Annotated in this window: 20 protein-coding genes; 10 read left to right on the top strand and 10 right to left on the bottom strand. The window is 71.8% G+C overall.

Annotated elements, in window-relative coordinates; translation table 11 throughout:
• Nucleotides 1-152: 152 nt before the first annotated feature.
• Nucleotides 153-1955 carry a RyR domain-containing protein gene (locus Vse01_RS10205; RefSeq protein ID WP_093405684.1) on the top strand — a complete coding sequence of 601 codons (1803 nt, stop codon included), beginning with the start codon at nt 153-155 and terminating at the stop codon, nt 1953-1955.
• Nucleotides 1945-2451: a hypothetical protein gene (locus Vse01_RS10210; protein ID WP_093405682.1), complete on the top strand. Its 507-nt coding sequence runs from the start codon at nt 1945-1947 to the stop codon at nt 2449-2451. Before Vse01_RS10205 ends, Vse01_RS10210 begins: the two co-directional genes overlap by 11 nt.
• A gap of 36 nt (nt 2452-2487) precedes the next feature.
• On the opposite strand, the gene Vse01_RS10215 is transcribed toward Vse01_RS10210, so the two are convergent.
• Together Vse01_RS10215 and Vse01_RS10220 are read right to left on the bottom strand one after the other, a co-directional pair.
• On the bottom strand, nt 2488-5109 hold the full coding sequence (locus Vse01_RS10215) for a caspase, EACC1-associated type (protein WP_093405679.1): 2622 nt from the start codon (nt 5107-5109) through the stop codon (nt 2488-2490).
• 15 nt (nt 5110-5124) lie between these two features.
• Nucleotides 5125-5550 (bottom strand): hypothetical protein, encoded by a 426-nt coding sequence (locus Vse01_RS10220; RefSeq protein WP_093405676.1) that lies wholly within the window; start codon nt 5548-5550, stop codon nt 5125-5127.
• Between the two features lie 243 nt (nt 5551-5793).
• Here Vse01_RS10220 and Vse01_RS10225 point away from each other — a divergent pair, with 243 nt between their 5' ends.
• Nucleotides 5794-6909 (top strand): WD40/YVTN/BNR-like repeat-containing protein, encoded by a 1116-nt coding sequence (locus tag Vse01_RS10225; protein ID WP_093405674.1) that lies wholly within the window; start codon nt 5794-5796, stop codon nt 6907-6909.
• A complete protein-coding gene (locus Vse01_RS10230) occupies nt 6906-7208 on the top strand; it encodes a MoaD/ThiS family protein (RefSeq protein ID WP_093405671.1) in 303 nt (100 codons plus the stop codon). The genes Vse01_RS10225 and Vse01_RS10230 overlap by 4 nt, the downstream gene beginning before the upstream one ends.
• Before the next feature lie 6 nt (nt 7209-7214).
• Here the strand turns inward: Vse01_RS10230 and Vse01_RS10235 are convergent, their stop codons facing one another.
• Genes Vse01_RS10235 through Vse01_RS10250 form a run of 4 tightly spaced genes read right to left on the bottom strand, consistent with a single transcriptional unit; the run spans nt 7215 to nt 10498 of the window.
• On the bottom strand, nt 7215-7841 hold the full coding sequence (locus tag Vse01_RS10235) for a response regulator transcription factor (RefSeq protein ID WP_093406102.1): 627 nt from the start codon (nt 7839-7841) through the stop codon (nt 7215-7217).
• Nucleotides 7838-9028, bottom strand: coding sequence for a sensor histidine kinase (locus tag Vse01_RS10240; protein ID WP_093405669.1), 1191 nt, complete (start codon nt 9026-9028; stop codon nt 7838-7840). The genes Vse01_RS10235 and Vse01_RS10240 overlap by 4 nt, the downstream gene beginning before the upstream one ends.
• 4 nt (nt 9029-9032) lie before the next feature.
• Complete coding sequence (locus tag Vse01_RS10245) at nt 9033-9488, bottom strand: ABA4-like family protein (RefSeq protein ID WP_093405666.1); 456 nt, start codon at nt 9486-9488, stop codon at nt 9033-9035.
• A complete protein-coding gene (locus Vse01_RS10250) occupies nt 9485-10498 on the bottom strand; it encodes a hypothetical protein (protein WP_232511278.1) in 1014 nt (337 codons plus the stop codon). Before Vse01_RS10250 ends, Vse01_RS10245 begins: the two co-directional genes overlap by 4 nt.
• Before the next feature lie 180 nt (nt 10499-10678).
• On the opposite strand from Vse01_RS10250, the gene Vse01_RS10255 reads away from it, so the two are divergent.
• The 3 genes from Vse01_RS10255 to sigJ all read left to right on the top strand — a co-directional run bounded on the left by Vse01_RS10255 (nt 10679) and on the right by sigJ (nt 13415).
• Nucleotides 10679-11407 carry a CBS domain-containing protein gene (locus tag Vse01_RS10255; protein ID WP_093405664.1) on the top strand — a complete coding sequence of 243 codons (729 nt, stop codon included), beginning with the start codon at nt 10679-10681 and terminating at the stop codon, nt 11405-11407.
• Nucleotides 11400-12416, top strand: coding sequence for a CehA/McbA family metallohydrolase (locus Vse01_RS10260; protein ID WP_170863459.1), 1017 nt, complete (start codon nt 11400-11402; stop codon nt 12414-12416). Before Vse01_RS10255 ends, Vse01_RS10260 begins: the two co-directional genes overlap by 8 nt.
• Before the next feature lie 114 nt (nt 12417-12530).
• Nucleotides 12531-13415: an RNA polymerase sigma factor SigJ gene (gene sigJ, locus Vse01_RS10265; protein WP_093405661.1), complete on the top strand. Its 885-nt coding sequence runs from the start codon at nt 12531-12533 to the stop codon at nt 13413-13415.
• A gap of 45 nt (nt 13416-13460) precedes the next feature.
• Here the strand turns inward: sigJ and Vse01_RS10270 are convergent, their stop codons facing one another.
• Complete coding sequence (locus Vse01_RS10270) at nt 13461-14078, bottom strand: CG0192-related protein (protein WP_093405659.1); 618 nt, start codon at nt 14076-14078, stop codon at nt 13461-13463.
• 234 nt (nt 14079-14312) lie between these two features.
• On the opposite strand from Vse01_RS10270, the gene manD reads away from it, so the two are divergent.
• Together manD and Vse01_RS10280 are read left to right on the top strand one after the other, a co-directional pair.
• Complete coding sequence (gene manD, locus Vse01_RS10275) at nt 14313-15542, top strand: D-mannonate dehydratase ManD (protein ID WP_093405656.1); 1230 nt, start codon at nt 14313-14315, stop codon at nt 15540-15542.
• A gap of 252 nt (nt 15543-15794) precedes the next feature.
• Nucleotides 15795-17624, top strand: a complete 1830-nt coding sequence (locus Vse01_RS10280) for an AMP-dependent synthetase/ligase (protein ID WP_093405652.1) — start codon at nt 15795-15797, stop codon at nt 17622-17624.
• On the opposite strand, the gene Vse01_RS10285 is transcribed toward Vse01_RS10280, so the two are convergent.
• Genes Vse01_RS10285 through Vse01_RS10295 form a run of 3 tightly spaced genes read right to left on the bottom strand, consistent with a single transcriptional unit; the run spans nt 17621 to nt 19829 of the window.
• Nucleotides 17621-18292, bottom strand: coding sequence for a lysoplasmalogenase (locus Vse01_RS10285; protein ID WP_093405649.1), 672 nt, complete (start codon nt 18290-18292; stop codon nt 17621-17623). The two genes, Vse01_RS10280 and Vse01_RS10285, sit on opposite strands and share 4 nt — an antisense overlap.
• Nucleotides 18289-19116 (bottom strand): sterol desaturase family protein, encoded by an 828-nt coding sequence (locus tag Vse01_RS10290; RefSeq protein ID WP_093405647.1) that lies wholly within the window; start codon nt 19114-19116, stop codon nt 18289-18291. Before Vse01_RS10290 ends, Vse01_RS10285 begins: the two co-directional genes overlap by 4 nt.
• Nucleotides 19113-19829: a FadR/GntR family transcriptional regulator gene (locus Vse01_RS10295; protein ID WP_093405644.1), complete on the bottom strand. Its 717-nt coding sequence runs from the start codon at nt 19827-19829 to the stop codon at nt 19113-19115. Before Vse01_RS10295 ends, Vse01_RS10290 begins: the two co-directional genes overlap by 4 nt.
• Before the next feature lie 152 nt (nt 19830-19981).
• Between Vse01_RS10295 and Vse01_RS10300 the strand changes: the two genes are divergently transcribed.
• On the top strand, nt 19982-21193 hold the full coding sequence (locus tag Vse01_RS10300) for a hypothetical protein (RefSeq protein ID WP_170863458.1): 1212 nt from the start codon (nt 19982-19984) through the stop codon (nt 21191-21193).
• Nucleotides 21194-21302 lie beyond the last annotated feature (109 nt).

Genomic DNA, 21302 nt, shown 5'->3' on the forward strand with positions numbered 1-21302 from the left:
GACAGTCCGACCTCGACGAAACGGCGTCACCTGCGAAAAGTGCCCGGCCGGCCGGCACGTCGCCGACCCTGGTGATCAATCTTGTCCAATAGCATTGCGCGCATGGTCGTAATCCGGTGGCTGGGGCACCGGCGGGTTCAGGCAGCCGCGCGATGACCCAGCCGGTCCCCGGTGCGGCCCGTCCCGCCACGTGGTGGCTGCGGGTCGTCTTCGGGGTGATCGGCCTGGTCGCCTCGGTGCTCGGCTACATCGGCCTGGACCGCCTTTCGCGGGTACGCCCCGAGGCCATCGGGGACCGGTACGACATCCTCTACTACGACCTGCAACTGTTCTTCCTCAGCGCCGAACTCTTCGAGCAGCCCGGTCCCTATCCGTGGCAGTTGCAGGTGGCCCGGTTCATGGCGCCGCTGTTCACCCTGCTGGCGGTGGCCGAGGCCGGCCGGCTGCTGTTGGCCACGGAGATCCGGCGGCGGCGGGCCCGGCGCGCCGGCGGCCACGCCGTCGTCTGCGGCGACTCCCAGTTCGCACACATGCTGGCCGACCGGCTCTACGCCGACGGCGACCGGGTGGTGGTCGTCCGCTCGGAACCGTTCGGGCCGCTGGAGTACCGCCGACGCCGCTACCTCGGCGTCGTCGGCGACCCGACGAACGAGGAGGTGCTGCGGGGGGCCGGCCTGCCCCGGGCGCACACCGTCTACGCCTGCACCGACGACGACGACCGCAACCACGCCATCGCCAACACCGCCAACCGGCTGATCCAGGACCGACGCCACCCGCCCCGGGTGTACGTGCAGGTCCACGACCCGGAGATGTGCCTGTCGTTGCAGGCCCGGCGGCTCGGCGCCGCCGGGTCCAGCCGGCTGCGTCTGGACTACTTCCACGTCGACGACATCGCCGCCCGGGCGCTGCACCGGCACCATCCGCTGCCGTCGGCCCCCGACCGGTCGACGACCGTCCTGATCGCCGGTGGCGGCAGCTTCCGCCGGGCGCTGCTGGTGGAGACCGCCCGGCACTGGCGGGCGCGTCAGGCCGACCAGAGCGGTTCCGGCCGTCGGCTGCGGGTGGATCTCGTGGCACCGGACGCCCGGGCCGAACTGGCCCTGGCCACCGCCCGTTACCCGTTCCTGCGGGAGGTCTGCCGGTTGGTCGGGTACGACCGGGACATCGCGGGGCTGGTCGGCCTGGACCATTTCGCCGCCGAGGGCTACGACCGCATCTACCTCTGTGCCCCTGACGAGATCAGCGGCCTGCGTTTCGCGCTGGACACCCCCGCGCTCTGGCGCGGGGCGCGCAGCATCGTCTTCGTGCCGGTCTACCGGCAGGCCGCGCTCGCCGCCGCCTTTCACGGCGACGTCCGCCACGACCTGCTCGACGAGGTGCACGGCAAGTTGCGGTTGTACCCGGTGCTGACGCACGCCTGCGACGCCCGGCTGATCGCCGAGGACCTCACCGAACGACTCGCCCAGCAGATTCATCTGCGGTACCTGCACGCCCAGCAGCGGGCCGGCGTACGTCTTGGTGACGCACCCGCCATGGTGCCCTGGTCCCGGCTGCCGGAGTCGCTGCGCCGCGCCAACCGCAGCCACGTCCAGGACATCGCGGCCAAGCTGCTGAACCTGGGCTGCGTCGTGGCACCCCGGCACGGCGGTGCCGGTGACGCCTCCGCGGCAGGGCGGGCCATCGACGACCGGGTCGAACAGCTGGCCCGACTCGAACACGAGCGGTGGTGCCGGGAACGGCGCTCCGAGGGCTGGACGTACGGCGAGCCACGCGACGACGTCCGCCGTCGGCATCACCTGCTGCGGCCGTGGGACGAGTTGCCACCGGCGGCCAAGGAGCAGAACCGGGAGGAGATCCGGGCGTTGCCCGATGTGCTGTCCGACTGCGGCTTCGAGTTGATCCGACTGGGCCACACCGTGCCGGTCCAGCGGGGAGGGTCGGCCGATGCCGCCTGAACGGGAACCGGTCCGCGTCGGGGTCACCGGCCACATCAACCTGACCCCGGCCACCGAGCGGCTGGTCGCCGAGGCGATCCGCCTCGAACTGCGCCGGATCAGCGACCGGCCGGTGCACGGTGTCACCTGCCTGGCGGCCGGCACCGACCAGATCTTCGCCCGCGCGGTTCTGGACAGCGGCGGCACGTACGAGGTGGTCCTGCCGGCCCCCGACTACCGGGACACCATCGCCCCGGCGGCCCGGGGCGCCTTCGACGAGCTGCTGGGCCGCGCCACCCGGGTCCTGCACACCGGCCACCGCACCTCCGGCACCGCCGCCTACGTGGCCGCGAACCGGGAGCTGCTGCTGCGGGTGCAGCGGCTGGTGGCGGTCTGGGACGGCGAACCGGGCTGCCACGACGCGTCGACCGACCGGACCGTCGGCTGGGCCCGCGAGCGGGGCATCCCCACCACCGTCATCTGGCCCACCGACGCGCGCCGGTCCCCGGCGGGATGAGCCCGGCAGTCGCGGCCCACGGTGGCGGGCGACGAGCTACTCGAACGGTATGTCACGCAGACCCGCGGCCACCGAGAGCCAGAAGAAGCCGTGCCCGGCGATGCCCAGGTCGTACTCGCCCGAATCCGGCACGCCGGGAAACTCGGCGCCGCCGGTCAACTCCCGGGGCCGGCAACCGACGTGCGAGGCCAGGCTCAGCGTTGTGGTCTGTGGATAGCGGGCGAAGTTGAACAGGCAGAGCACCTCGTCGTCGGGCTCACCACGTAGGAACGCCAGCACCGCCGGGTTTGTGGAGCGGACGATCCGGCAACCGGGGCGGGAGAACGCCGGGCAGGCGTGCCGGGTCTCGATGAGTTTCTCGACCACGTGCAGCAGCGACGAGCGCGAGCGGAGCTGGTTCTCCACGTTCACCGCCATGTAGCCGTAGATCGACTCGTGGATCGGGGGTGCCGGCAGGTTCTCCGGCTGCGCCACCGAGAAGCCGCCGTTGCGGTCCGGGGCCCACTGCATCGGGGTGTTGAACGCCAGGTGGCCGGGCAACGCCAGGTTCTCACCCATGCCGATCTCGTCGCCGTAGTACAGCACCGGTACGCCGGGCATCGACAGCAGCAGGGCGAAGGCGAGCTCCAACTGCCCCCGGTCGTCGTTGAGCAGGGTCGCCGTGCGCCGCCGGATGCCTGTCGCACCGCGCATCCGGGCCAGCGGGGCGTACGCGTGCAGCAGGTCGTCGCGTTCCCGCTCGTGCAGCAGGCCCAGCGACATCTCGTCGCCGTTGCGCAGGAACACCGCCCAGTGCCGGTCGGACGGTTGGTCGCCCATCTGCGCCAGCACCCGGGACACCGGCCGGTGCGCCTCCCGTCGCATGGCCAGCAGCAGGCTCGGCATCAGCGAGGCGTACATCACCAGATGGCACTCGGGGTGCTCGGCGGTGCCGAAGTAGGCGCCCGCCCCCTCCGGCCAGTCCTCACTCCAGGCGATCAGGATCCGGTCCGGGTACGTCGTGTCCAACCAGGATCGGAGTTGACGCAGGTAGCCGTGGGTTTCGTCGAGCCCCTTGCTGGAGGTGCCGCTGCGCTCGAACAGGTACGGGACGGTGAGCAGGCGCAGCCCGTCGACGCCCTGGCGGAGCCAGAACGCCATCACGTCGCGCATCGCCGCGCGTACCTCGGGCGCGTCGTAGTTCAGGTCCGGCTCGGACCGGCTGTAGCGGTGCCAGTAGTACTGGCGGCGTTGGCTGTCGTAGGTCCACCCCGCGCCGTGGCTGCCGAGCGGGTCGTCGGCCTCGGCGTAACTGTCGCCGCTGTCGCTCCAGACGTAGAAGTCGCCGTACGGGCCGGTCGGGTCGCTGCGCGACGCCTGGAACCACGGGTGCTGGTCGCTGGTGTGGTTGAGCACCAGGTCCAGCACCACCCGCAACCCCTGCCGATGCGCGAGGCTGAGCAGTTCCAGCAGGTGCGACGGGGCACCGAGGCCCTCGTCGATCGCCTCGAAGTCGGCGGCCGCCCGACCGTCGCCCAGCGCCGGGGCCGCCATGATCGGGTTGAGCAGCAGGCAGTCGACGCCGAGGCGGCGCAGGTAGTCCAGCTTCTCGGTGACACCCCGCAGGTCGCCGTGTCCGTCTCCGTCGGAGTCGTAGAAGAACCGGACGTTTACCTCGTAGAAGGTGCTGCCGGCCGCCCAGCCCGGCTCGCCCGCGGGCTCCGGCGGCCCGGGATCCTCCGCGACCTCGGCGCGGGTGACCCGCAGCCGCCCCGACAGGGCCTGGCGGGCGCGCTCGGCCACCCGTTCCGCCGGATCCCGTTCCAGGGTCTCCAGCGTCTCGAAGGCGGCGACCAGCTGGTCCCGGCTGCGCTGGTGGCCGTACGCCCAGTTGCTCAGCTCGTCCACCGCCAGCACCCGGGCCGCCGCGAGCCGGCTGCGGGTGAGCGCCAGCAGTTCCTCCGGGATCAGCTGGGGCCGGCGGGGCGCGTTGCTGAGGATGAGATCACCGACGCCGGCGGCGCGCATCTGCGGTGTCTGCCGGCGTTCCCGGTCGACCATGCGCACGGCCGCGTACTCGAACGCCTCTCGCACGCTGATGATCCCGTTGCCGTCCCGGTCGGCCCCGCCGGTACGTAGCCCCTCCAGGAACGGACCGGAGAATGCCGACGGCAGCGCGTGCTGCTTGTGACCGTCGCCCTCGTGGGCCAGCTCGGTGGCCCCGGCGGAGACCACGACGATGCGACTGCGGTCGCCGCGCTGTTTGAGGTCGCCGAAGGCGCCCGCGTGGCAGCAGTCGAGGATCAGCACCAGCTCGCGGGCGCGGCACTCGTCGACCCAGTGCCGGAACTCGTCGGTCGGCACCGAGGTCGGTGGCAGCCGGTCGGGGTCGGTGTCGGTCGCGGTGAGGTAGAGCCGGTGACCGTGATGCAGCCGCCCGTGGCCGGAGTAGTAGACGAGCAGGAAGTCGTGCGGGTCGGCGCTGGTCAGGAAGTCGTAGAGGGCGAGCTGGAGGCGGTACGAGTCGGCGTCCAGGAGATCGCGTACGTCGTCGAAGGCGCCGAGCGTCGGATCCCGTAGCAGCCGGGCCCAGTCCTTGAGGTCGCTGGCGGGGGAGTCGAGGGTGGGCAGCGCCTCGCTGGCGTAGCTGCCCACCCCGACCAGCAGCGCCCGCTTCACCGTGGCTCCGCCGGGTCAGTCACCGTCGACCTTCTCGGGCACGGCCGCCGTACCCTGCCGGGGCACCGACACCGACTTGATCAGCTCGGCCAGGGTCTTCTCCGACACGTCCCGTACGTCGATCTCGGTGCCGTCGGGAAGGGTCATGCGCAGTCGCTTGCCCTTGTTGCGCTCCTGATAGCGCTTGATGACCTCGGCCAGGTGCCGGATGTCCGCCGCCGCCCGCTTGACCGTCGGCACGGTGAACACGGCGAGGGCCAGCACGCCGAAGATGTAGCTCGCGGTGTCCCGGGTACCCGGTGCGGCCTCGGCGGTCAGTTCGCTCGCCTCGACACCGGGCAGCTGGTTCAGGTGTTCCTTCAGATGGCGGGCCTGCTCGGCCAACTCCTCGTCGCTGAGCGGACCGTCCGACCCGACCTGCAAGATCAATCCATCGACCATGATCCCATCGTGGTCGCTGTCACTACACCGTGCAAGGGCCGCCACGGCGGGATACGGGTCAGGGGCGGGAGTGACGGGCATCCGACAGAAAGCGGGGGGATCCCGCGCGGCGGCGGGTTGCTGTCCGTTTCGCTGATGCCAGTTCGTCGTACCTCAGGAGTAGACCGACCAGGACTGATGCATGTCGGTGCGGCGGTCGCGCGGCGACCGCCACACCGACCCGACGAAGACGAGAGAACGCTGATGAGTGGTGTACGCGTACTGGTGGGGACGCGCAAGGGCGCGTTCATCCTGACCTCCGACGGCAGACGCGGCAGCTGGACGGTCGACGGGCCGCACTTCGGCGGCTGGGAGATCTACCACCTCACCGGCTCGCCGGCCGATCCGGACCGGCTCTACGCCTCCCAGTCCGGCGGCTGGTTCGGGCAGCTGATCCAGCGCTCCGACGACGGCGGACGGACCTGGACCACGGTCGACAACGACTTCGCCTACGCCGGCGACGTCGGCGACCACCTCTGGTACGACGGAACCCCGCGGCCCTGGGAGTTCAAGCGCATCTGGCACCTCGAACCGTCCCGCGACGATCCCGACACCGTCTACGCGGGCGCGGAGGACGCGGCGCTCTACGTGTCCCACGACGGCGGCGGCAAGTGGACGGAGCTGACCGCCCTGCGTACCCACCCGAGCGGGCCGTCGTGGCAGCCCGGCGCGGGTGGCCTGTGCCTGCACACGATCATCCTGGATCCGGTCCACGAGGGTCGGATCTACACCGCCATCTCGGCGGCCGGCGCGTTCCGCAGCGACGACGGCGGCACCAGCTGGCTGCCGATCAACAAGGGCCTGCGGTCGGGGGAGATTCCCGACCAGGACTCCGAGGTCGGCCACTGCGTGCACCACATCACCCAGCACCCGTCGCGCCCTGACACGCTGTACATGCAGAAACACTGGGACGTGATGCGCAGCGACGACGCCGGCGCGAACTGGCGCGAGGTCAGCGGCAACCTGCCGTCGGACTTCGGCTTCCCGATCGCGGTGCACGCCCACGAGCCGGAGACCATCTACGTGGTGCCGATCAAGAGCGACTCCGAGCACTACCCGCCGGAGGGCAAGCTGCGCGTCTACCGCAGCCGCACCGGCGGCGACGAGTGGGAGCCGCTGACCGACGGGTTGCCGCAGTCCCACTGCTACGTCAACGTGCTGCGCGACGCGATGGCCGTCGACACGCTCGACCCCTGCGGCATCTACTTCGGCACCAGCGGCGGCCAGGTCTACCGCTCCGCCGACGGCGGTGACAGCTGGGCGCCGATCGTCCAACACCTGCCGCCGGTGCTCTCGGTGGAAGTTCAGGTGCTGCCGTGATCCGGGTCGTCCTCCCGGCTCACCTGAAGACCCTCGCCGGGGTCACCGGTGAGGTGCGAGTCGAGGTGGCCGGCCCCGGGCCGGCCACCCAGCGCCTGGTGCTCGACGCCGTCGAGGCGCGGTACCCGATGCTGCTCGGCACCATCCGCGACCGGCACAGCGGTAAGCGCCGCGCCTTCGTCCGCTTCTACGCCTGCGAGGAGGACCTGTCCAACTGCTCACCCGACACGCCCCTGCCCGAGCGGGTCGTCGCCGGGCAGGAGCCGTTCATCGTCCTCGGCGCGATGGCCGGCGGTTGACGCGGCTCACAGGCCGCGGGCGAACAGCGCCAGGCGTACCCGGTTGGGGCTGCCCGTCTTGGTCATCAGGCTGGTGACGTGGGACTTGACAGTGGTGACGCCGATGTGCAGCCGCTCGGCGATCTCGCCGTTGGACAGCCCGTCGGCGACCAGCTCCAGCACCTGCTGTTCCCGGGCGGTCAGCCCGGTGACAGGTGACGGCGGCCCGGTGCGGGCGTGCACCGCGCGCTGCACCAACCGGCGCAGCACCTCCTGACTGAACGGGCTGTCGCCCGTCGCGGCCCGGCGCACACCCTCCAACAGCTCGGTTGGCGGTGCGTCCTTGAGCAGGAAGCCGCAGGCGCCGGCCGTCAACGCCGGATACAGGTGGTCGTCGTCGCCGAACGTGGTCAGCACCAGGACGCGGGCACCGGGACGGTCGGCGATGATCCGGCTGGTGGCGGAGATCCCGTCGACCCCGGGCATGCGCAGGTCCATCACCACCACGTCGGGCACCAGCCGGGCGGCGAGGGTGATCGCGTCGCGGCCGTTGTCGGCCTCGCCGACGACCTCGATGTCGGGTTGGGCCTCGCAGAGCATGCGTAGGCCGGCGCGGATGAGGTGCTGGTCGTCGACCAGCAGTACCCGGATCACGCCGGCTCCGTCGCGCGTGGGCCGGCACGGGTTCCGTCCAGCACGGTGGCCACCCGCCACCCCGTGCCGGTCGGGCCGGCCGTCAACTGTCCGCCGAGGACCTCGACCCGCTCACGCATGCCGGTGATGCCGTGCCCGCCGCCGACCGGCACGGTGGCGGGCACCGAGCCGCGACCGTCGTCGACCACCTCCCAGTGAACGGCCCCGTCGACCACGCTTACCGAGAGCCGCGCCACCGCAGCGGTACCGGCGTGCTTGGCCACGTTCGTCAACGCCTCCTGGCTGAGCCGAAGCACCGCGAGGCCGCGTACCGCGTCGAGGGCGCCGACCGCCGGGTCGATGTCGGCGACCACTGTGACACCGGCCTGACGGGCCCGGTCCACCGCGGCGCCGAGCGCGGCCGGCAGCGCCGACGGTTCGATCGCGGTCAGCGCGGCGTCGCCGCGTACGCCGTCGGGGTCGCGTAGCACCGCGACCAGCCGGCGCAGGTCGGCAAGGGCTGCCGTGCCGGTGCCGTGGACGTCGTCGAAGACCTCACCGACCCGTGGATCCAGGTCGGTCAGCACGTGCCGGGCCACCCCGACGCGCAGCACCATCGACGCCACGTGGTGCGCCACCACGTCGTGCAGTTCCCGGGCGATGGCGCTGCGCTCGTCAGCACGCGCTGCACGGCTCTCCGACTCGCGCCGCCGCTGCTCCTCCTCGGCCCGCTGCCGCGACTGCTGCCCGAGTTCCCGGGTGGTCCGGATGACCAGCCCGAGCAGCAGCGGAACGCCGACCTCCACCAGCAGCCCGAACACACCGGAGAGCAGACGCGACAGCGGATCGCCGATCGAGTCGGTCAGGTCGACCACGGCCAGCAGCCCCGCCGCCAGCCAGATGGTCCGCCCCCGGCGGGCGACCATGGTCAGTTCGAGCAGCGCCCAACTGGCACCCACCTGATTGATCATGAAGTCGTCGACCAGCCAGATCGCGACCGCCAGCAGCGTGGTCTGGGTCAGCATGCCGGCCAGCGGCCGGTGGTGCAGCGCCAGCCCGATCGCGAAGGCGAGCACCGCGAGGATCCACTGGGTGCTGGTCGGTGCGGACAGGGCGCCGAAGAACAGGTAGCCCAGGCCGGAGAGGATGAGCAGCACCATCCGCACCAGGCTGTCGCGCGCGTCGAACAGCCGTCCCACCCAGGCCACGGCCTCAGCCTAGGCGGTGCTCGTCGAGGCCGGCAGCGGCCGTCGGGTCAGCCCATCTGGTGCGTACGACCAGATAGGCGGCCAGGCCGATCGGGCCCAGCAGGATCGTCAGCAGCAGCACCGGCGCCATCACCAGCGGTGGAACTGCCCGTTCCCGGCTGTCGAGCCAGGCCCAGCGGCCCACGAACAGGTCGAAGGCGATGAAGTGTGCCCAGGCCGCCGCGGCACCGTCGGCAGTGCCCAACAACTCCCGTACGCCGTCGAGGGTGGGGTCGATCACCGCCGGCAGAACCTCTGCGAACGCCGGGACCACCAGGATCGCGTAGATCGCCACGACCGGCACCACGATCAGCGGTGATCGGATGATCCGGTGGGTAATCGTCCAGTTCGGCAGCAGGATCATCAGCGCCCAGAAGGGTGCCGCCACCGCGAAGGTCAAGGAGAACAACGTGGCGCTCACACGGTCACCTCCGTCCGCTCGTCACCCGCGACCCGCCCGTCGCGCGGACCCGCCGCCCGCTGCTCACCCGGGCCCGCCGGCCGATGTTCGACAGTGGTCGCCGAAAACCGGTGTCGGGCCAGCACCGCGCCGGCAGCGGCTACGGTCGCCACTGCCAGCGCCGCCGCAGCGGCCAGGGTGAGCGTGTCCGGCCGGAGCAGCGGCTGCCCGCGCAGCGCCTGCCAGGTCAGCAGTACGGTCGCCGCACCGTAGCCGGCGCCTACGACGAGCAGCAACCGTGCTCGGGTGCGCTCGTCCAACGCACCACCGGTGAACCGGCTCAGCAGCAGCGCCAGGACCGGCAACACCTGCATCCCGTGCAGCCCCACGAAGTGCCCGATCCGCAGATCCCCACCGGTCGTGCTCCAGCCGACCAGCGGCAGCCCCGGCCCGCCGTCGGGCACGCCCACACTGTGTGCCCCGGCGACGCCCTCGATCACCGAAGCCTGATCCGGCAGGGTCATCGGTACCGCCACCAGCATGCCGAGTGCCGCCAGCCCGAGCCCCAGACCGATCGCGTAGCGGCCGGCGCGGCCGGCGATCGGCTGCCGTAGCACCGCGACACCGACGACGACGTGCGCGACGAACAGCACCATGATCGCTGCACCCATCAGCTGCCACAGCACGGCGTTGACCGGGCTGGTCTCGTTGTAGTGGCTGGTGGTGCCGCGGAGCACCTGTCCGACGATGATGCACATCTCCACCACACCCATGGCGACCATCACGGTCACCGCCCACTCCGCGACCCGGCTACGGCGACGTAGCAGGGAGAGCAGCCAGACCAGGGTGCCGCCGTACAGGACGAACGACACCGAGAACTTGAACGGCTTGAGCCAGATCGGCACGCCGGTCAGGACCCGCTGGTCGGCCACGACGCCGACCGCACAAACGACGGCGAGCACCGCCATCGCCGAGACGAAGACCATCAGGGGGCGGTGCCGGTACGCCCGCCGCGACAGGTTGTCAGTCATGTCTGTAGATGCTGGTCGGCGTACGGGCCGACGTCGCCCGACCACTGGCCTCGACCGCGGCCGGTGGTCGAGTGCCGTCTCCTCCCTGGGTAGGAGAGGAAGAACGGACCCGGAGGCAGGGCCAATGCCTCTGTCGGCAGGTCAGCGATGGTGGCAGCGTGGCGGAGTAAGGAGGCGACGATGACCACCCTGAAGAAGAAGACGCAATGGACGGTCGGCGACGTGATGACCCGCGACGTCGTGTCGGTGCGGCCCGACACCTCGTACCGTGAGGTGGTCGACGCGCTGGTGGGCAGCGGTGTGAGCGCGGCACCCGTGGTGGACGCGAAGGGTCACGTCCTCGGCGTGGTGTCCGAGGCCGACCTGCTGCACAAGATCGAGGCCGCGGGGGACGAGCGGCACCGCCGGATCATCGGCGTTCGCCGGGTGGCGGCGAAGGCACAGGCCACCGTCGCCGGCGACCTGATGACCGAGCCGGCGGTCGTCGTCGGGCCGACGGCGTCGGTCGCCGCAGCGGCCCGGCGGCTGGAGGCGGCACAGGTCAAGCGGATGCCGGTCGTGGACACCGACCGGCGGCTGGTCGGAATCGTGTCGCGGCGGGATCTGCTGCGGATCCACACCCGGCCGGACGCGGAGATCAGCGCCGACGTCGTCGACACCCTGCTGCGCGGCCTGTGGATCGACCCGAACACCGTGACGGTCGGCGTGGTGGACGGCGTGGTGACGTTGTCCGGCACCGTCGAGAGTCGCAGCCTCGCCGGTATGGTGGCCGATCACGCGGCCAGGCTCGCCGGAGTCGTCGAGGTGATCGACGAACTGGCCTGGGAGCGCGACGACTCGGAGTTGATCGAGTCGAGGGGCTACGCGTTCGGCACCGCCGAGCGTCTCATGCGACCCTCGCGTGACTGAAGACCGGCTCCGGCATCCCGACGGGGCGGAGTACCCGGCCCGGCGGGTGGCGGGTCGGGGGCCCGGCTGGTACCGGGGCGACGTCCACCTGCACACGACGCTCTCCGCCGGTGGCGAACTCACCCCGGGGCAGCTCGCCGCCGCCGCCCGCGAGATCGGGCTGGACTTCGTCGCCACCACCGAGCACAACACCACGGCCGGGCACGGTGAGTGGAGCCGGTACGCGGGCGACGACCTGCTGGTCATCCTCGGTCAGGAGGTCACCACCCACACCGGTCACTGGCTAGCCCTCGGCCTCGAACCCGGGCACCAGATCGAGTGGCGCTACGGCGTGCGCGACGACGCCATCGACCGGCAACTGGCCCGGGTACGCCGAGGGGGCGGGATCTGCGTGGCCGCCCACCCGTACGCGCCGTACGAGTCGGGGACGTTGGCCTATCCGTACCGGTGCTTCGACGCGGTGGAGGTGTGGAACGGACAGTGGCGCTCGGACCTGCCGTGGAACGCGGACAACGAGGCGGCGCTGGCCGAGTGGGGACGCAACCTCGGCCACGACATCCATCGGGGACGGTGGTGGCCGACGCTCGGTAACAGCGACGCCCACCTCGCCGGTCAGCTCGGCACCCCGCACACCGTGGTCTTCGCCGAGGAACTGGGCGTCGACGCGGTCCTCGCCGGCCTGCGGACCGGCCGGAGCTGGATCGCCGGCTCCGCCGCCGTCGACCTGGCGTTCACCGCCGCGAGCGGTGATCGCGTGGTCGGTGTCGGTGAACGCCTGGACTCTGGCGGCGAGCCGATCGAGGTGCGGTTGCGGGTGTATGGGGTGCCGTCCGGCGTCGTCAGTCTGCACACCGAACGCGGCACCGTGCTCCGCGAGCGACTTCCCGCCGACGGGGCGGGCACGGTCCGCTGGCGCACCGCCGTGCGGGAGGGCGGCTTCGTCCGGGCCGAGGTACGCCACCCGGATCGGCGGATGGCGGCCCTGACCAACCCCGTCATCCTGGCCTGACCGGCGGCACCCGTCCCGCCGGGCGCTGGCGCCCTCGGCACATCCAGACCGGTGCTCGTCACATTCAGGCTCCGGCCGGGGTCGGGTGGGTGAACCTTCAGGAAGGGGAGTGGCGTGGGCGAGTCCGCCTGGTTGGCCGAGCGGTTCGAGCAGCAACGGCCGTACCTGTATTCGGTGGCCTACCGGATGCTCGGCTCGCTCGGCGAGGCGGATGACGCCGTGCAGGAGACGTGGCTACGGCTCTCCCGCGCCGACCACGACGAGGTGGACAACCTCGCCGCCTGGCTGACCACTGTGGTCTCCCGCGTGTGCCTGAACATCCTGCGCAGCCGGCAGCGGCGACGCGAGGAGCCGTGGGACGTCCGGGTGCCGGACCCGGTGATCATGCCCGCCGGACCCGACGATCCCGAGCAGGCCGCTGTGCTGGCCGACTCGGTGGGGCTGGCGCTGTTGGTGGTGCTCGACACGCTGACGCCCGCCGAACGTCTCACGTTCGTGCTGCACGACATGTTCGGGGTGCCCTTCGACGAGATCGCCCCGATGATCGACAGGTCGCCGGCCACCGCACGGCAGCTGGCCAGCCGGGCCCGCCGTCGGGTACGCGGACAGGCCCCGCCGACCGACCGGGACCTCGCCCGGCAGCGCGCGGTGGTCGACGCGTTCCTCGCCGCAGCCCGGGACGGTGACCTCGAGGGACTCGTCGCCGTGCTGCACCCGGACGTGGTGCTTCGTGCCGACGGCGGCACCACCCGCACCCGCCACACCACCGTGATCATTAGCGCTCCGGCGGTGGCCGCCCAGGCCACGACGTTCGGACGATTCTCGCCGTTCGCGCGGCCCGCGTTGATCAACGGTGCCGCCGGGGTGGTCGTCATGGCGTCGGGCCGCCCACTGTCGGTGATGGCGTTCAGCATCCGCGACGGTCGCATCGCCGAGATCGACGTGATCGCCGACCCGGACCGCCTGACCCGGTTCGACCTGTCCGCCTTCACCGACTGACGCGCACATGGCGCGGCGCGGGGCCGTCGCGGTGTCCGTGCCGGTTCAGCGCGGCGCGGCGTACGCCAGTGAGACCCGGACGTCGTCCCAGCTGCCGGTCAAGGTGGCACCGGCGGGGGCGGCGGTGGATCCGGGGCGGCGGATCACCCCCAGCTCGACGGTGTCGGTGACGATGAGCGTCGGGTCGCCGTCGACCACCCGGAGCACCGCGCCGACCACAGGCACGGCGACGGCGGGGGCGTCGCTGGTGATGGCCATGCTGGGCGGGCGTACCTCGCGCCGGCCGTCAACCTCGAAGTACTCCTCGGCCTGTCCCGTGCCGGCCAGGACGGCCTCGGCCAGAGCAGCCGCGTACACCGGGTCGCCGACCGCGTCGTAGACCCAGCGCCGACCCAGCACCGAGTGCTCGGTGGTGCCCACCAGCCACTCGTCGGCGCCGTCCAGCGGCGCCCCACGGTAGGTCAACGGAACCTGGTGCACCGGCCCGTCGCCGCCGGCGACGAGGAGCGTCTCGATGCCCACCTGCCCGGCCGGGTCGTCGAACCGGTACCCGGCAACGCGCGCCACGTCGACGCCGCCCTCGTACCAGTCGCGGGTCGGCAGCCAGGCCGCCAACAGTTCCAGCTTGGTGGGACGGATGTCCGCTCGGTGCAACAACGCCATGTGCCGCATCGTACGCACCACCCGGACGGGAGCCGGCGTGCCGGGTGGAAGGGATGGCGCTGGGCCACATCGGGCAGGCGGTCGGCCGAGGGAGGTTCCTGGCCGCGGATGGCGGCGCGGTGGCGTTGTGGCCTAGCATCTCGGGCCAGTACAACGTCGAGCTCAACGCGGGTTCCCCCGACTCGCCGCCGGTGCCGCCGCCGGGTTCAACGGCCCGCGGGAAAGGCACCCCTCGTGAAGATCGTGGCCGCCGACGTCATCGTCACCAGCCCGGACCGCAACTTCGTCACCCTGAGGATCACCACAGAGGACGGCATCACCGGCCTCGGTGACGGCACGCTCAACGGGCGCGAACTCTCCGTCGCCTCGTACCTGCGCGACCACGTCGTGCCGTTGCTGCTCGGGCGCGACGCGCACCGTATCGAGGACACCTGGCAGTTTCTGTACCGCTCGGCGTACTGGCGGCGCGGGCCGGTCACCATGGCGGCCATCGCCGCGGTCGACGTCGCGCTCTGGGACATCAAGGCCAAGGCCGCGGGGATGCCGCTCTACCAGCTGCTCGGCGGCGCGTCCCGCACCGGCATCATGGCGTACGGCCACGCCTCCGGGCGGGACCTGCCGGAGCTGTTCGACTCCATCCGGGCCCACCTCGACCTCGGCTTCCGGTCCATCCGGGTGCAGACCTCGGTGCCCGGCATCAACGCCGTGTACGGGGTGGCCACCCAGCCCAGCGCCGACGGTAAGCGCTACGACTACGAGCCGGCGCAGCGCACCCCGTTGCCGGCCGAGGAGGACTGGGACACCCGGGCGTACCTGCGCCACCTGCCCGGCGTCTTCGAGGCGGTCCGCAACGAGTTCGGGCCCGAACTGCCGCTGCTGCACGACGGGCATCACCGGATGACCCCGATCCAGGCCGCGAGGCTGGGCAAGGCCCTGGAACCGTACGACCTGTTCTGGCTGGAGGACTGCACCCCGGCGGAGAACCAGGACGCGCTGCGGCTGGTCCGTCAGCACACCATCACCCCGCTGGCGATCGGCGAGGTGTTCAACACCGTCTGGGACTACCAGACCCTGATCCGGGAACAGTTGATCGACTACGTGCGTTCCGCGGTCACTCACACCGGCGGCATCACCGCGATGCGCAAGCTGCTCGACTTCGCCGCGCAGTACCAGATCAAGTCCGGCATCCACGGGCCGACCGACATCTCGCCGGTCGGCATGGCCGCCGCGCTCCACCTTGACCTGGCCATCCACAACTTCGGCATCCAGGAGTACATGCGGCACGGCGCCCTCACCGACGAGGTGTTCCGCCAGTCGTTCACCTTCACCGACGGTTACCTGCATCCGGGTGAGCAGCCGGGTCTCGGCGTCGAACTGGACGAGGAGGCCGCCGCCCGGTTCCCGTACCAACCGGCGTACCTGCCGTTCAACCGGCTCCAGGACGGCACCGTCCATGACTGGTGACCGCCCCCGCCCAGCTCTCGTCGATCTTGCACTTTTTGTCCCCGCGAAAGCCACGAAAGGGTTGTTTCGCCGACCGGAACTGCAAGATCGACGAAGTGGGGTTGGGGCGGCGGCGGGGTGGGGGTGTCGGGGGTAGCACGAGGTGGGATGGCGCGGGGTGGATTCGGGGGTTCTCAGGGCGCGGCGCGTGGGGGGAGTTCAGCATCTGTTCGGGTGGCCTTGGCTGGGTGACGCGACGGCAGGTGAGCGGGCATGCGGGAGACAGCGGTCGAGTCGATCGTCAGCGGCGAGGACACCACCCTGGCGGAGCAGGTGTGGCGCAACGCGGCCGAGGACCCGGACGCGGTGCAGTTCGTCCGGCCCGACCCGGATCCCCGGTCGTGGCCGGTGCGCCGCTCCGGGCGGGGCGGCGCCCTGCCGGTGACCTGCCGGCAGTTCCGCGATGACGTGGTCGCGGTGGCCCGCGGTTTCGTCGCCGCCGGGGTCGCGCACGGCGACCGGGTCGGGTTGCTCAGCCGCACCCGGTACGAGTGGACGCTCGTGGACTATGCGCTCTGGTCGATCGGCGCGGTGACCGTGCCGATCTACGACACCTCCAGCCCGGAACAGATCCGCTGGATGCTCGGCGACTCCGGTGCGGTCGGCTGCGTGCTGGAGACCGCGGACCACGCCTTCAGCGTGGCCGATCTGCGTTCGGAGCTGCCCGAGTTGCGGCAGACCTGGCGTATCGACGCCGGTGATCTCATCGAGCTGGTGGCGCGGGGCCGCGCCATCGACGCCACCGAGGTGGATGCGCGTCGAGCCGCCGTGACCGGCGCCGACATCGCCACCATCGTCTACACCAGCGGCACCACCGGCCCGCCGAAGGGCTGCGTGCTGGCGCACCGCAATCTCGCCGCCGACATCGGCAACGCCACCGCGGTGCTGCCCCAGTTGCTGCATCCGGGTGCGACGACTGTGCTGTTCCTGCCGCTGGCGCACGCCTTCGCCCGACTGATCCAGATCGGCATGGTGCACAACCGCGCCACCATGGTGCACAGCGCCGACATCTCCGGGGTGCTCGACCAGTTGCGCCGGTTCAAGCCCACCTTCATCCTCGCCGTGCCCCGGATGTTCGAGAAGCTGCACGACCAGGCCCGGCACACTGCCGAGGACGCGCACCGGGGATGGCTCTTCGGCCTCGCCGAGCGGGCGGCCGTGCGGTACAGCCGCGCGCTGGACACGTCACGTGGCCCCGGAAGGCTGCTCCGCCTGGCGCACCTGGTGTTCGACCTCGCCGCGTACCGCCGGTTGCGCGCCGCACTCGGCGGACGGTGCCGGATGGCCATCGTGGGCGGCGCGCCGCTGGGGGAGCGGCTGGGGCACTTCTTCCGGGGCGCCGGCATCACCGTGCTGGAGGGGTACGGGTTGACCGAGACCTCCCCGGCGCTTACCGCGAACCTGCCGACGGCGATGCGGATCGGCACGGTCGGGCGACCACTGCCGGGGGTACGGATCCGCATCGCCGACGACGGCGAGATCCACGCCCGGGGCGAGGTGGTGTTCGGCGGCTACTGGAACAACCCGGAGGCCACCCGGGCGGCGTTGACCGACGACGGGTGGCTGCGTACCGGCGACCTCGGCACGATCGACGACGACGGTTTCCTGCGGATCACCGGACGGACGAAGGACATCATGGTCACGGCCGCCGGCAAGAACATCGCGCCCGCGCCGATCGAGGAGCGGATCCGAGCGTATCCACTGATCAGTCAGGTGATGCTGGTCGCCGACGGTCGCCCCTACGTCGCCGCGCTGGTGACGGTGGACCCGCAGGCGTGGACGCGCTGGCGGGAGCAGCACGGGCATCCCGGGGCGTCGGTGTCCGCGTTGCGGGACGATCCGGAGTTACGTGGCGAGATCCAGATGGCGATCGACCGGGCCAACCGCAGCATCTCCCGGGCCGAACAGGTCAAGACCTTCCGGATCCTGCACCGGGATCTCACCGAGGTGGACGGGGAACTCACCCCCACGCTCAAGATCAAGCGGGAGGCGGTGCAGGATCATTTCGCCGACGAGGTCGCCGCCCTCTACCAGGGCCATTAGGTTCGGTGCCGGCTCGCCGCTGCCCAGCCGGTGCTGATCAGGAACAGTGCGGCGCTGTAGGTCGCCATCACCAGCACGCCGTGTCCGGGCAGCGTCGTACCGGCCGCACCGAGGCCGATCAACAGGTCCGAGAAGAGGAACAGCGCGCCGCCGATCGCGACCCGCAGGCCGAACGCGGTCGCGGTCGCCGCCATCAGGCACAACGCCAGGCTGTACCCGAGCACCGGCAGCCGCAGGTCGCCCAGCCGCGGCCACAGCAGCGCGTTCGCCACCACCCACAGCGCCAGGTACCCGGCCAGCGCCGCCGGTCGGGCCCGGCGGTGACCCACGAACGCGGTGACGAACGCCAGCTGGGTGCCGAGGAAACAGCCCATCCCGACCAGGAACGCGGCGTCCGACGGCATCAGCAGCGCGACGTCTCCGGCGGTGGCGAGCAGCAGGCCGACCGCGATCGGGGCGTTCGCCGCGCGGACCCGCCACAGCCAGGCCAGCAGCAGCGGCGCCAGCAGCGGCTTGGCCAACCACTGCACCGCGAGCACGTCGGTGGCGACGGCGACCAGTTCGACGGCCGCCACGACGGCGAACGCCCAGAGCAACACCACATCCCGGTCCGGCCGCCGCAGCCGCGTGTCCACCAGCCTCCGGCCGGCGCCGGTCGCGGTGTTCATCGGGCCGGCTGCCAGCCCGGGCGGCGCAGCAGGTACCCGAGCCGCTCCCGCCAGGACCTGGTGGTGCGCAGGTCCCGCCAGATGGCCGCGTACTCGTGGGTCGCCACCCGCAGCGGGTTGTAGGTGCCGATGTTCTTGGTCAGGCCGTACCGGACCGCGTCGCCCTCAGCCTGGAAGGTCCCGAAGAGTCGATCCCAGATGATCAGAATGCCGCCGTAGTTGCGGTCCAGGTACTCGTCGTTCGAGCCGTGGTGCACCCGGTGATGTGAGGGGGTGTTGAACAGCAACTCGATCGGTCGGGGCAGCAGGTTGATCCGCTCGGTGTGCAGGAAGAACTGGTAGAGCAGGCTGATCGACTGCTGAAGGAAGATCATCCACGGTGGAATGCCGAGCAGGGCCAGGCCCAGCCAGAAGGGCAGCGAGGTCATCGGCGTCCAGCTCTGCCGCAGCGCGGTGGAGAAGTTGAAGAACACGCTGGAGTGGTGCACCACGTGTCCCGCCCACAGCAGTCGCACCTCGTGGTGGGCCCGGTGGAACCAGTAGTAGGCGAAGTCGTCGGCGAAGAACAACAACACCCAGACCCACCAGTCGCCGGGGGAGAGACTGAACGGCGAGATCGTGTAGGCGGCGGCGTACAGGCCGATCGTGAGCAGCTTCCACGGCACGCCGATGACCTGGCTGCCGGCCCCCATGGTCAGGCTGGTGGCGGTGTCCCGGGCCTCGTAGCCCCGTTCGGCGTCGTCGGGCGCGAACCGGTACGACAGCGCCTCGACGGTGATGAGCAGGAGGAACGCGGGGATGGCGTAGAGCACGGCGGGGATCATGCCCGGCTGTCCTTTCTGGTCGGGGCGGTGAGCGCGGCGGTGAGCAGCGATCGGGCCTCTTCGGCGGCCTCGACGTCCCGGCCGTCGGCGATGGCCGACGCCAGCCGGCGGTGCCCGGTGACGTCGAGCAGTTCGGTGGCGCGCCGTTGGGGCGGCACCTCGGCCACCGCCAGGGCGCCGGCCACCAGGCTGTTGAAGGCCAGCAGGTACGCGGTGTTGCCGCAGCCGTCCAGGATCAACCGCCAGACGGCGATGTTGGCCTCACCCATCGCGGTCAGATCGGGTGCGAGGTCGGCGAACTCTTCCACCGCGCGGACGATCCGTCGCCGCGCCGCGTCGTCGGCCCGGCGGGCGCAGAGCCGGGCCGCGTCGACGCCGATGCAGGCCCGCATGTCCATCATGTCGCGGACCAGGGTGGCGACCGGCAGTACGTCGCCGGAGCGCACCAGCGACAGCGCGAGATCCAGACCGGCGTGCACCCGCCAGTTCAGCACCCGGGTGGCCCCGCCCTGGCTGATCCGGACCAGGCCGAGTTGCTGCAACCGACGCAGCGCCTCCCGGACCGCATGTCGGTTCACCTGGAAGGTCGTCGCCAGCTCCCGTTCGCCGGGCAGCGTGTCGTCGGTGCGGTAGGTGCCACTGACGATGGCGTCGCGCAACTGTCCGAAGACCAGGTCGGAGACGGAGGCCCGGGTGACGGGGACGAATGCCATGCCCGGCAGTGTGGCCCAGGGCACATCAACCCGTCAACTGGTTGGACCAGTTGGGAACCTGGCGGATCGACACGCCCGTGGCTCGTGACCGTACTGTCGCAGTGAGTTAGGGTGCGTTCGCAGCGGGTGGCGGTCGGGCACGGGAGGCGCCGGTGACGAGACGACGGCGTGGCCTCGCCCGCGCGGTCCTACGGCTCGGTTTCCTGACCGCGGTCGCCGGGGCGGCATGGTGCGCCTACGACGTCGCCTCGGCCGATTCCGCCGGGGCCGCCGGGGAGCCGTCGGTGGCCACTCAGGACGGAGCAACCCCCCGCGTCGGCGACCTCGTTCGAGGTCTGCTCGCCCCGGCACTCACGTCGGATCCGCCCGCCCCGGAGCCCCCGCCGCCGGCCCCATCGCCGCCGGCCCCACCGCCCAGGTCCGATCCGCCCCGACCGCTTCCGCCCGACGAGCCCGAACCACCCGCCGACGCCAGGCCGGCGGAACCGCCGGCACCACCTGCCGGTGGGCGACCACCGCAGGACACCGCGCCACCGGCCGACCCGGCACCACCGGCCGACCCGGCACCACCGGCCGACCCGGCGCCACCGCCGACCGACCCGAGCACGTCGAGACCGAGGCCGACCGCACCTCGGGTCGCTGCCCACCCGGCGGGTGCGGCACCGGCAGCGCAGCGGACGGCCGGGTCGCCAGCTGCGAGCCGGCCCCACAGCCGATCGGCGGAGCCGCTGGCGCGACTGCCCGAGGCGGTACGCGACGAGGTGGCCGCCGTGGTCGCCGAGGCCGGGACGCTCGCAGCGCCGCTCATCGCCGCCCTTGTGGAGCTGCTGGATCCCGAGTCGCCGCTGCTCGACTCCGTAGTGGTGGGGCTGGAGCCGGTGCTCGACGTGCTGGATCCGGTCGTCGAGCTGCCCCAACCCGCTCCGGCACCGGTGGACCCGACCCCCCGGCCCGATCCGGATCCCGCCACGCCACCGGCACCGGAAGCCGAACCCGCGCTACCGGCCAGGCCGGACCGGGCCGACGCCGGCGCGGACGGCGCCCGGCAGATCGGCTCCGTCCACCACGTCATCCGTCACCGGTCCGGCCACCCGGCGGCTTCGCTGCCGCACAGCGGCGAGGAGATCGTCGACGGTGGACTGCACGAGCGGGACGGGCAGGCCGACCGTACGCCGGGTCCGCCGCCCTCGTCGCCGGCTCCCGGCACCAGCGGCGCCGAGTCGGCACCGACGTCGCACAGCGGCCCGGTCGACATGGCCGTGGCCGGCTGGTCGCCGCCGACGGTCAGCGGCCGGGTGACCCGGCTGGCGCGTACCCGGAGACGCCCCTCCCGCTCGCCACGCCCGCGCAGCCGGCCCGCCTGACCGCTCGCTGCCACCTCCGCGCCGCCACGTCGGTCCTGGCCGCGCGACGCGACACCTGACGGCGGTCTACCCCGCCGACCGTCCCGGGCCTGCCGGCGTGTGACTGCCT

It is taken from the genome of Micromonospora sediminimaris (assembly GCF_016863575.1).
GTDB classification, from domain to species: Bacteria; Actinomycetota; Actinomycetes; order Mycobacteriales; family Micromonosporaceae; genus Micromonospora; species Micromonospora sediminimaris.

Bases quoted from the DNA above. Each gene is read 5' to 3' on its own strand.
- Vse01_RS10205 (WP_093405684.1), top strand. From the start codon at position 153: ATGACCCAGCCGGTCCCCGGTGCGGCCCGTCCCGCCACGTGGTGGCTG.
- Vse01_RS10210 (WP_093405682.1), top strand. From the start codon at position 1,945: ATGCCGCCTGAACGGGAACCGGTCCGCGTCGGGGTCACCGGCCACATC.
- Vse01_RS10220 (WP_093405676.1), bottom strand. From the start codon at position 5,550: ATGGTCGATGGATTGATCTTGCAGGTCGGGTCGGACGGTCCGCTCAGC.
- Vse01_RS10225 (WP_093405674.1), top strand. From the start codon at position 5,794: ATGAGTGGTGTACGCGTACTGGTGGGGACGCGCAAGGGCGCGTTCATC.
- Vse01_RS10250 (WP_232511278.1), bottom strand. From the start codon at position 10,498: ATGACTGACAACCTGTCGCGGCGGGCGTACCGGCACCGCCCCCTGATG.
- Vse01_RS10255 (WP_093405664.1), top strand. From the start codon at position 10,679: ATGACCACCCTGAAGAAGAAGACGCAATGGACGGTCGGCGACGTGATG.
- Vse01_RS10270 (WP_093405659.1), bottom strand. From the start codon at position 14,078: ATGGCGTTGTTGCACCGAGCGGACATCCGTCCCACCAAGCTGGAACTG.
- Vse01_RS10280 (WP_093405652.1), top strand. From the start codon at position 15,795: ATGCGGGAGACAGCGGTCGAGTCGATCGTCAGCGGCGAGGACACCACC.
- Vse01_RS10285 (WP_093405649.1), bottom strand. From the start codon at position 18,292: ATGAACACCGCGACCGGCGCCGGCCGGAGGCTGGTGGACACGCGGCTG.
- Vse01_RS10290 (WP_093405647.1), bottom strand. From the start codon at position 19,116: ATGATCCCCGCCGTGCTCTACGCCATCCCCGCGTTCCTCCTGCTCATC.
- Vse01_RS10295 (WP_093405644.1), bottom strand. From the start codon at position 19,829: ATGGCATTCGTCCCCGTCACCCGGGCCTCCGTCTCCGACCTGGTCTTC.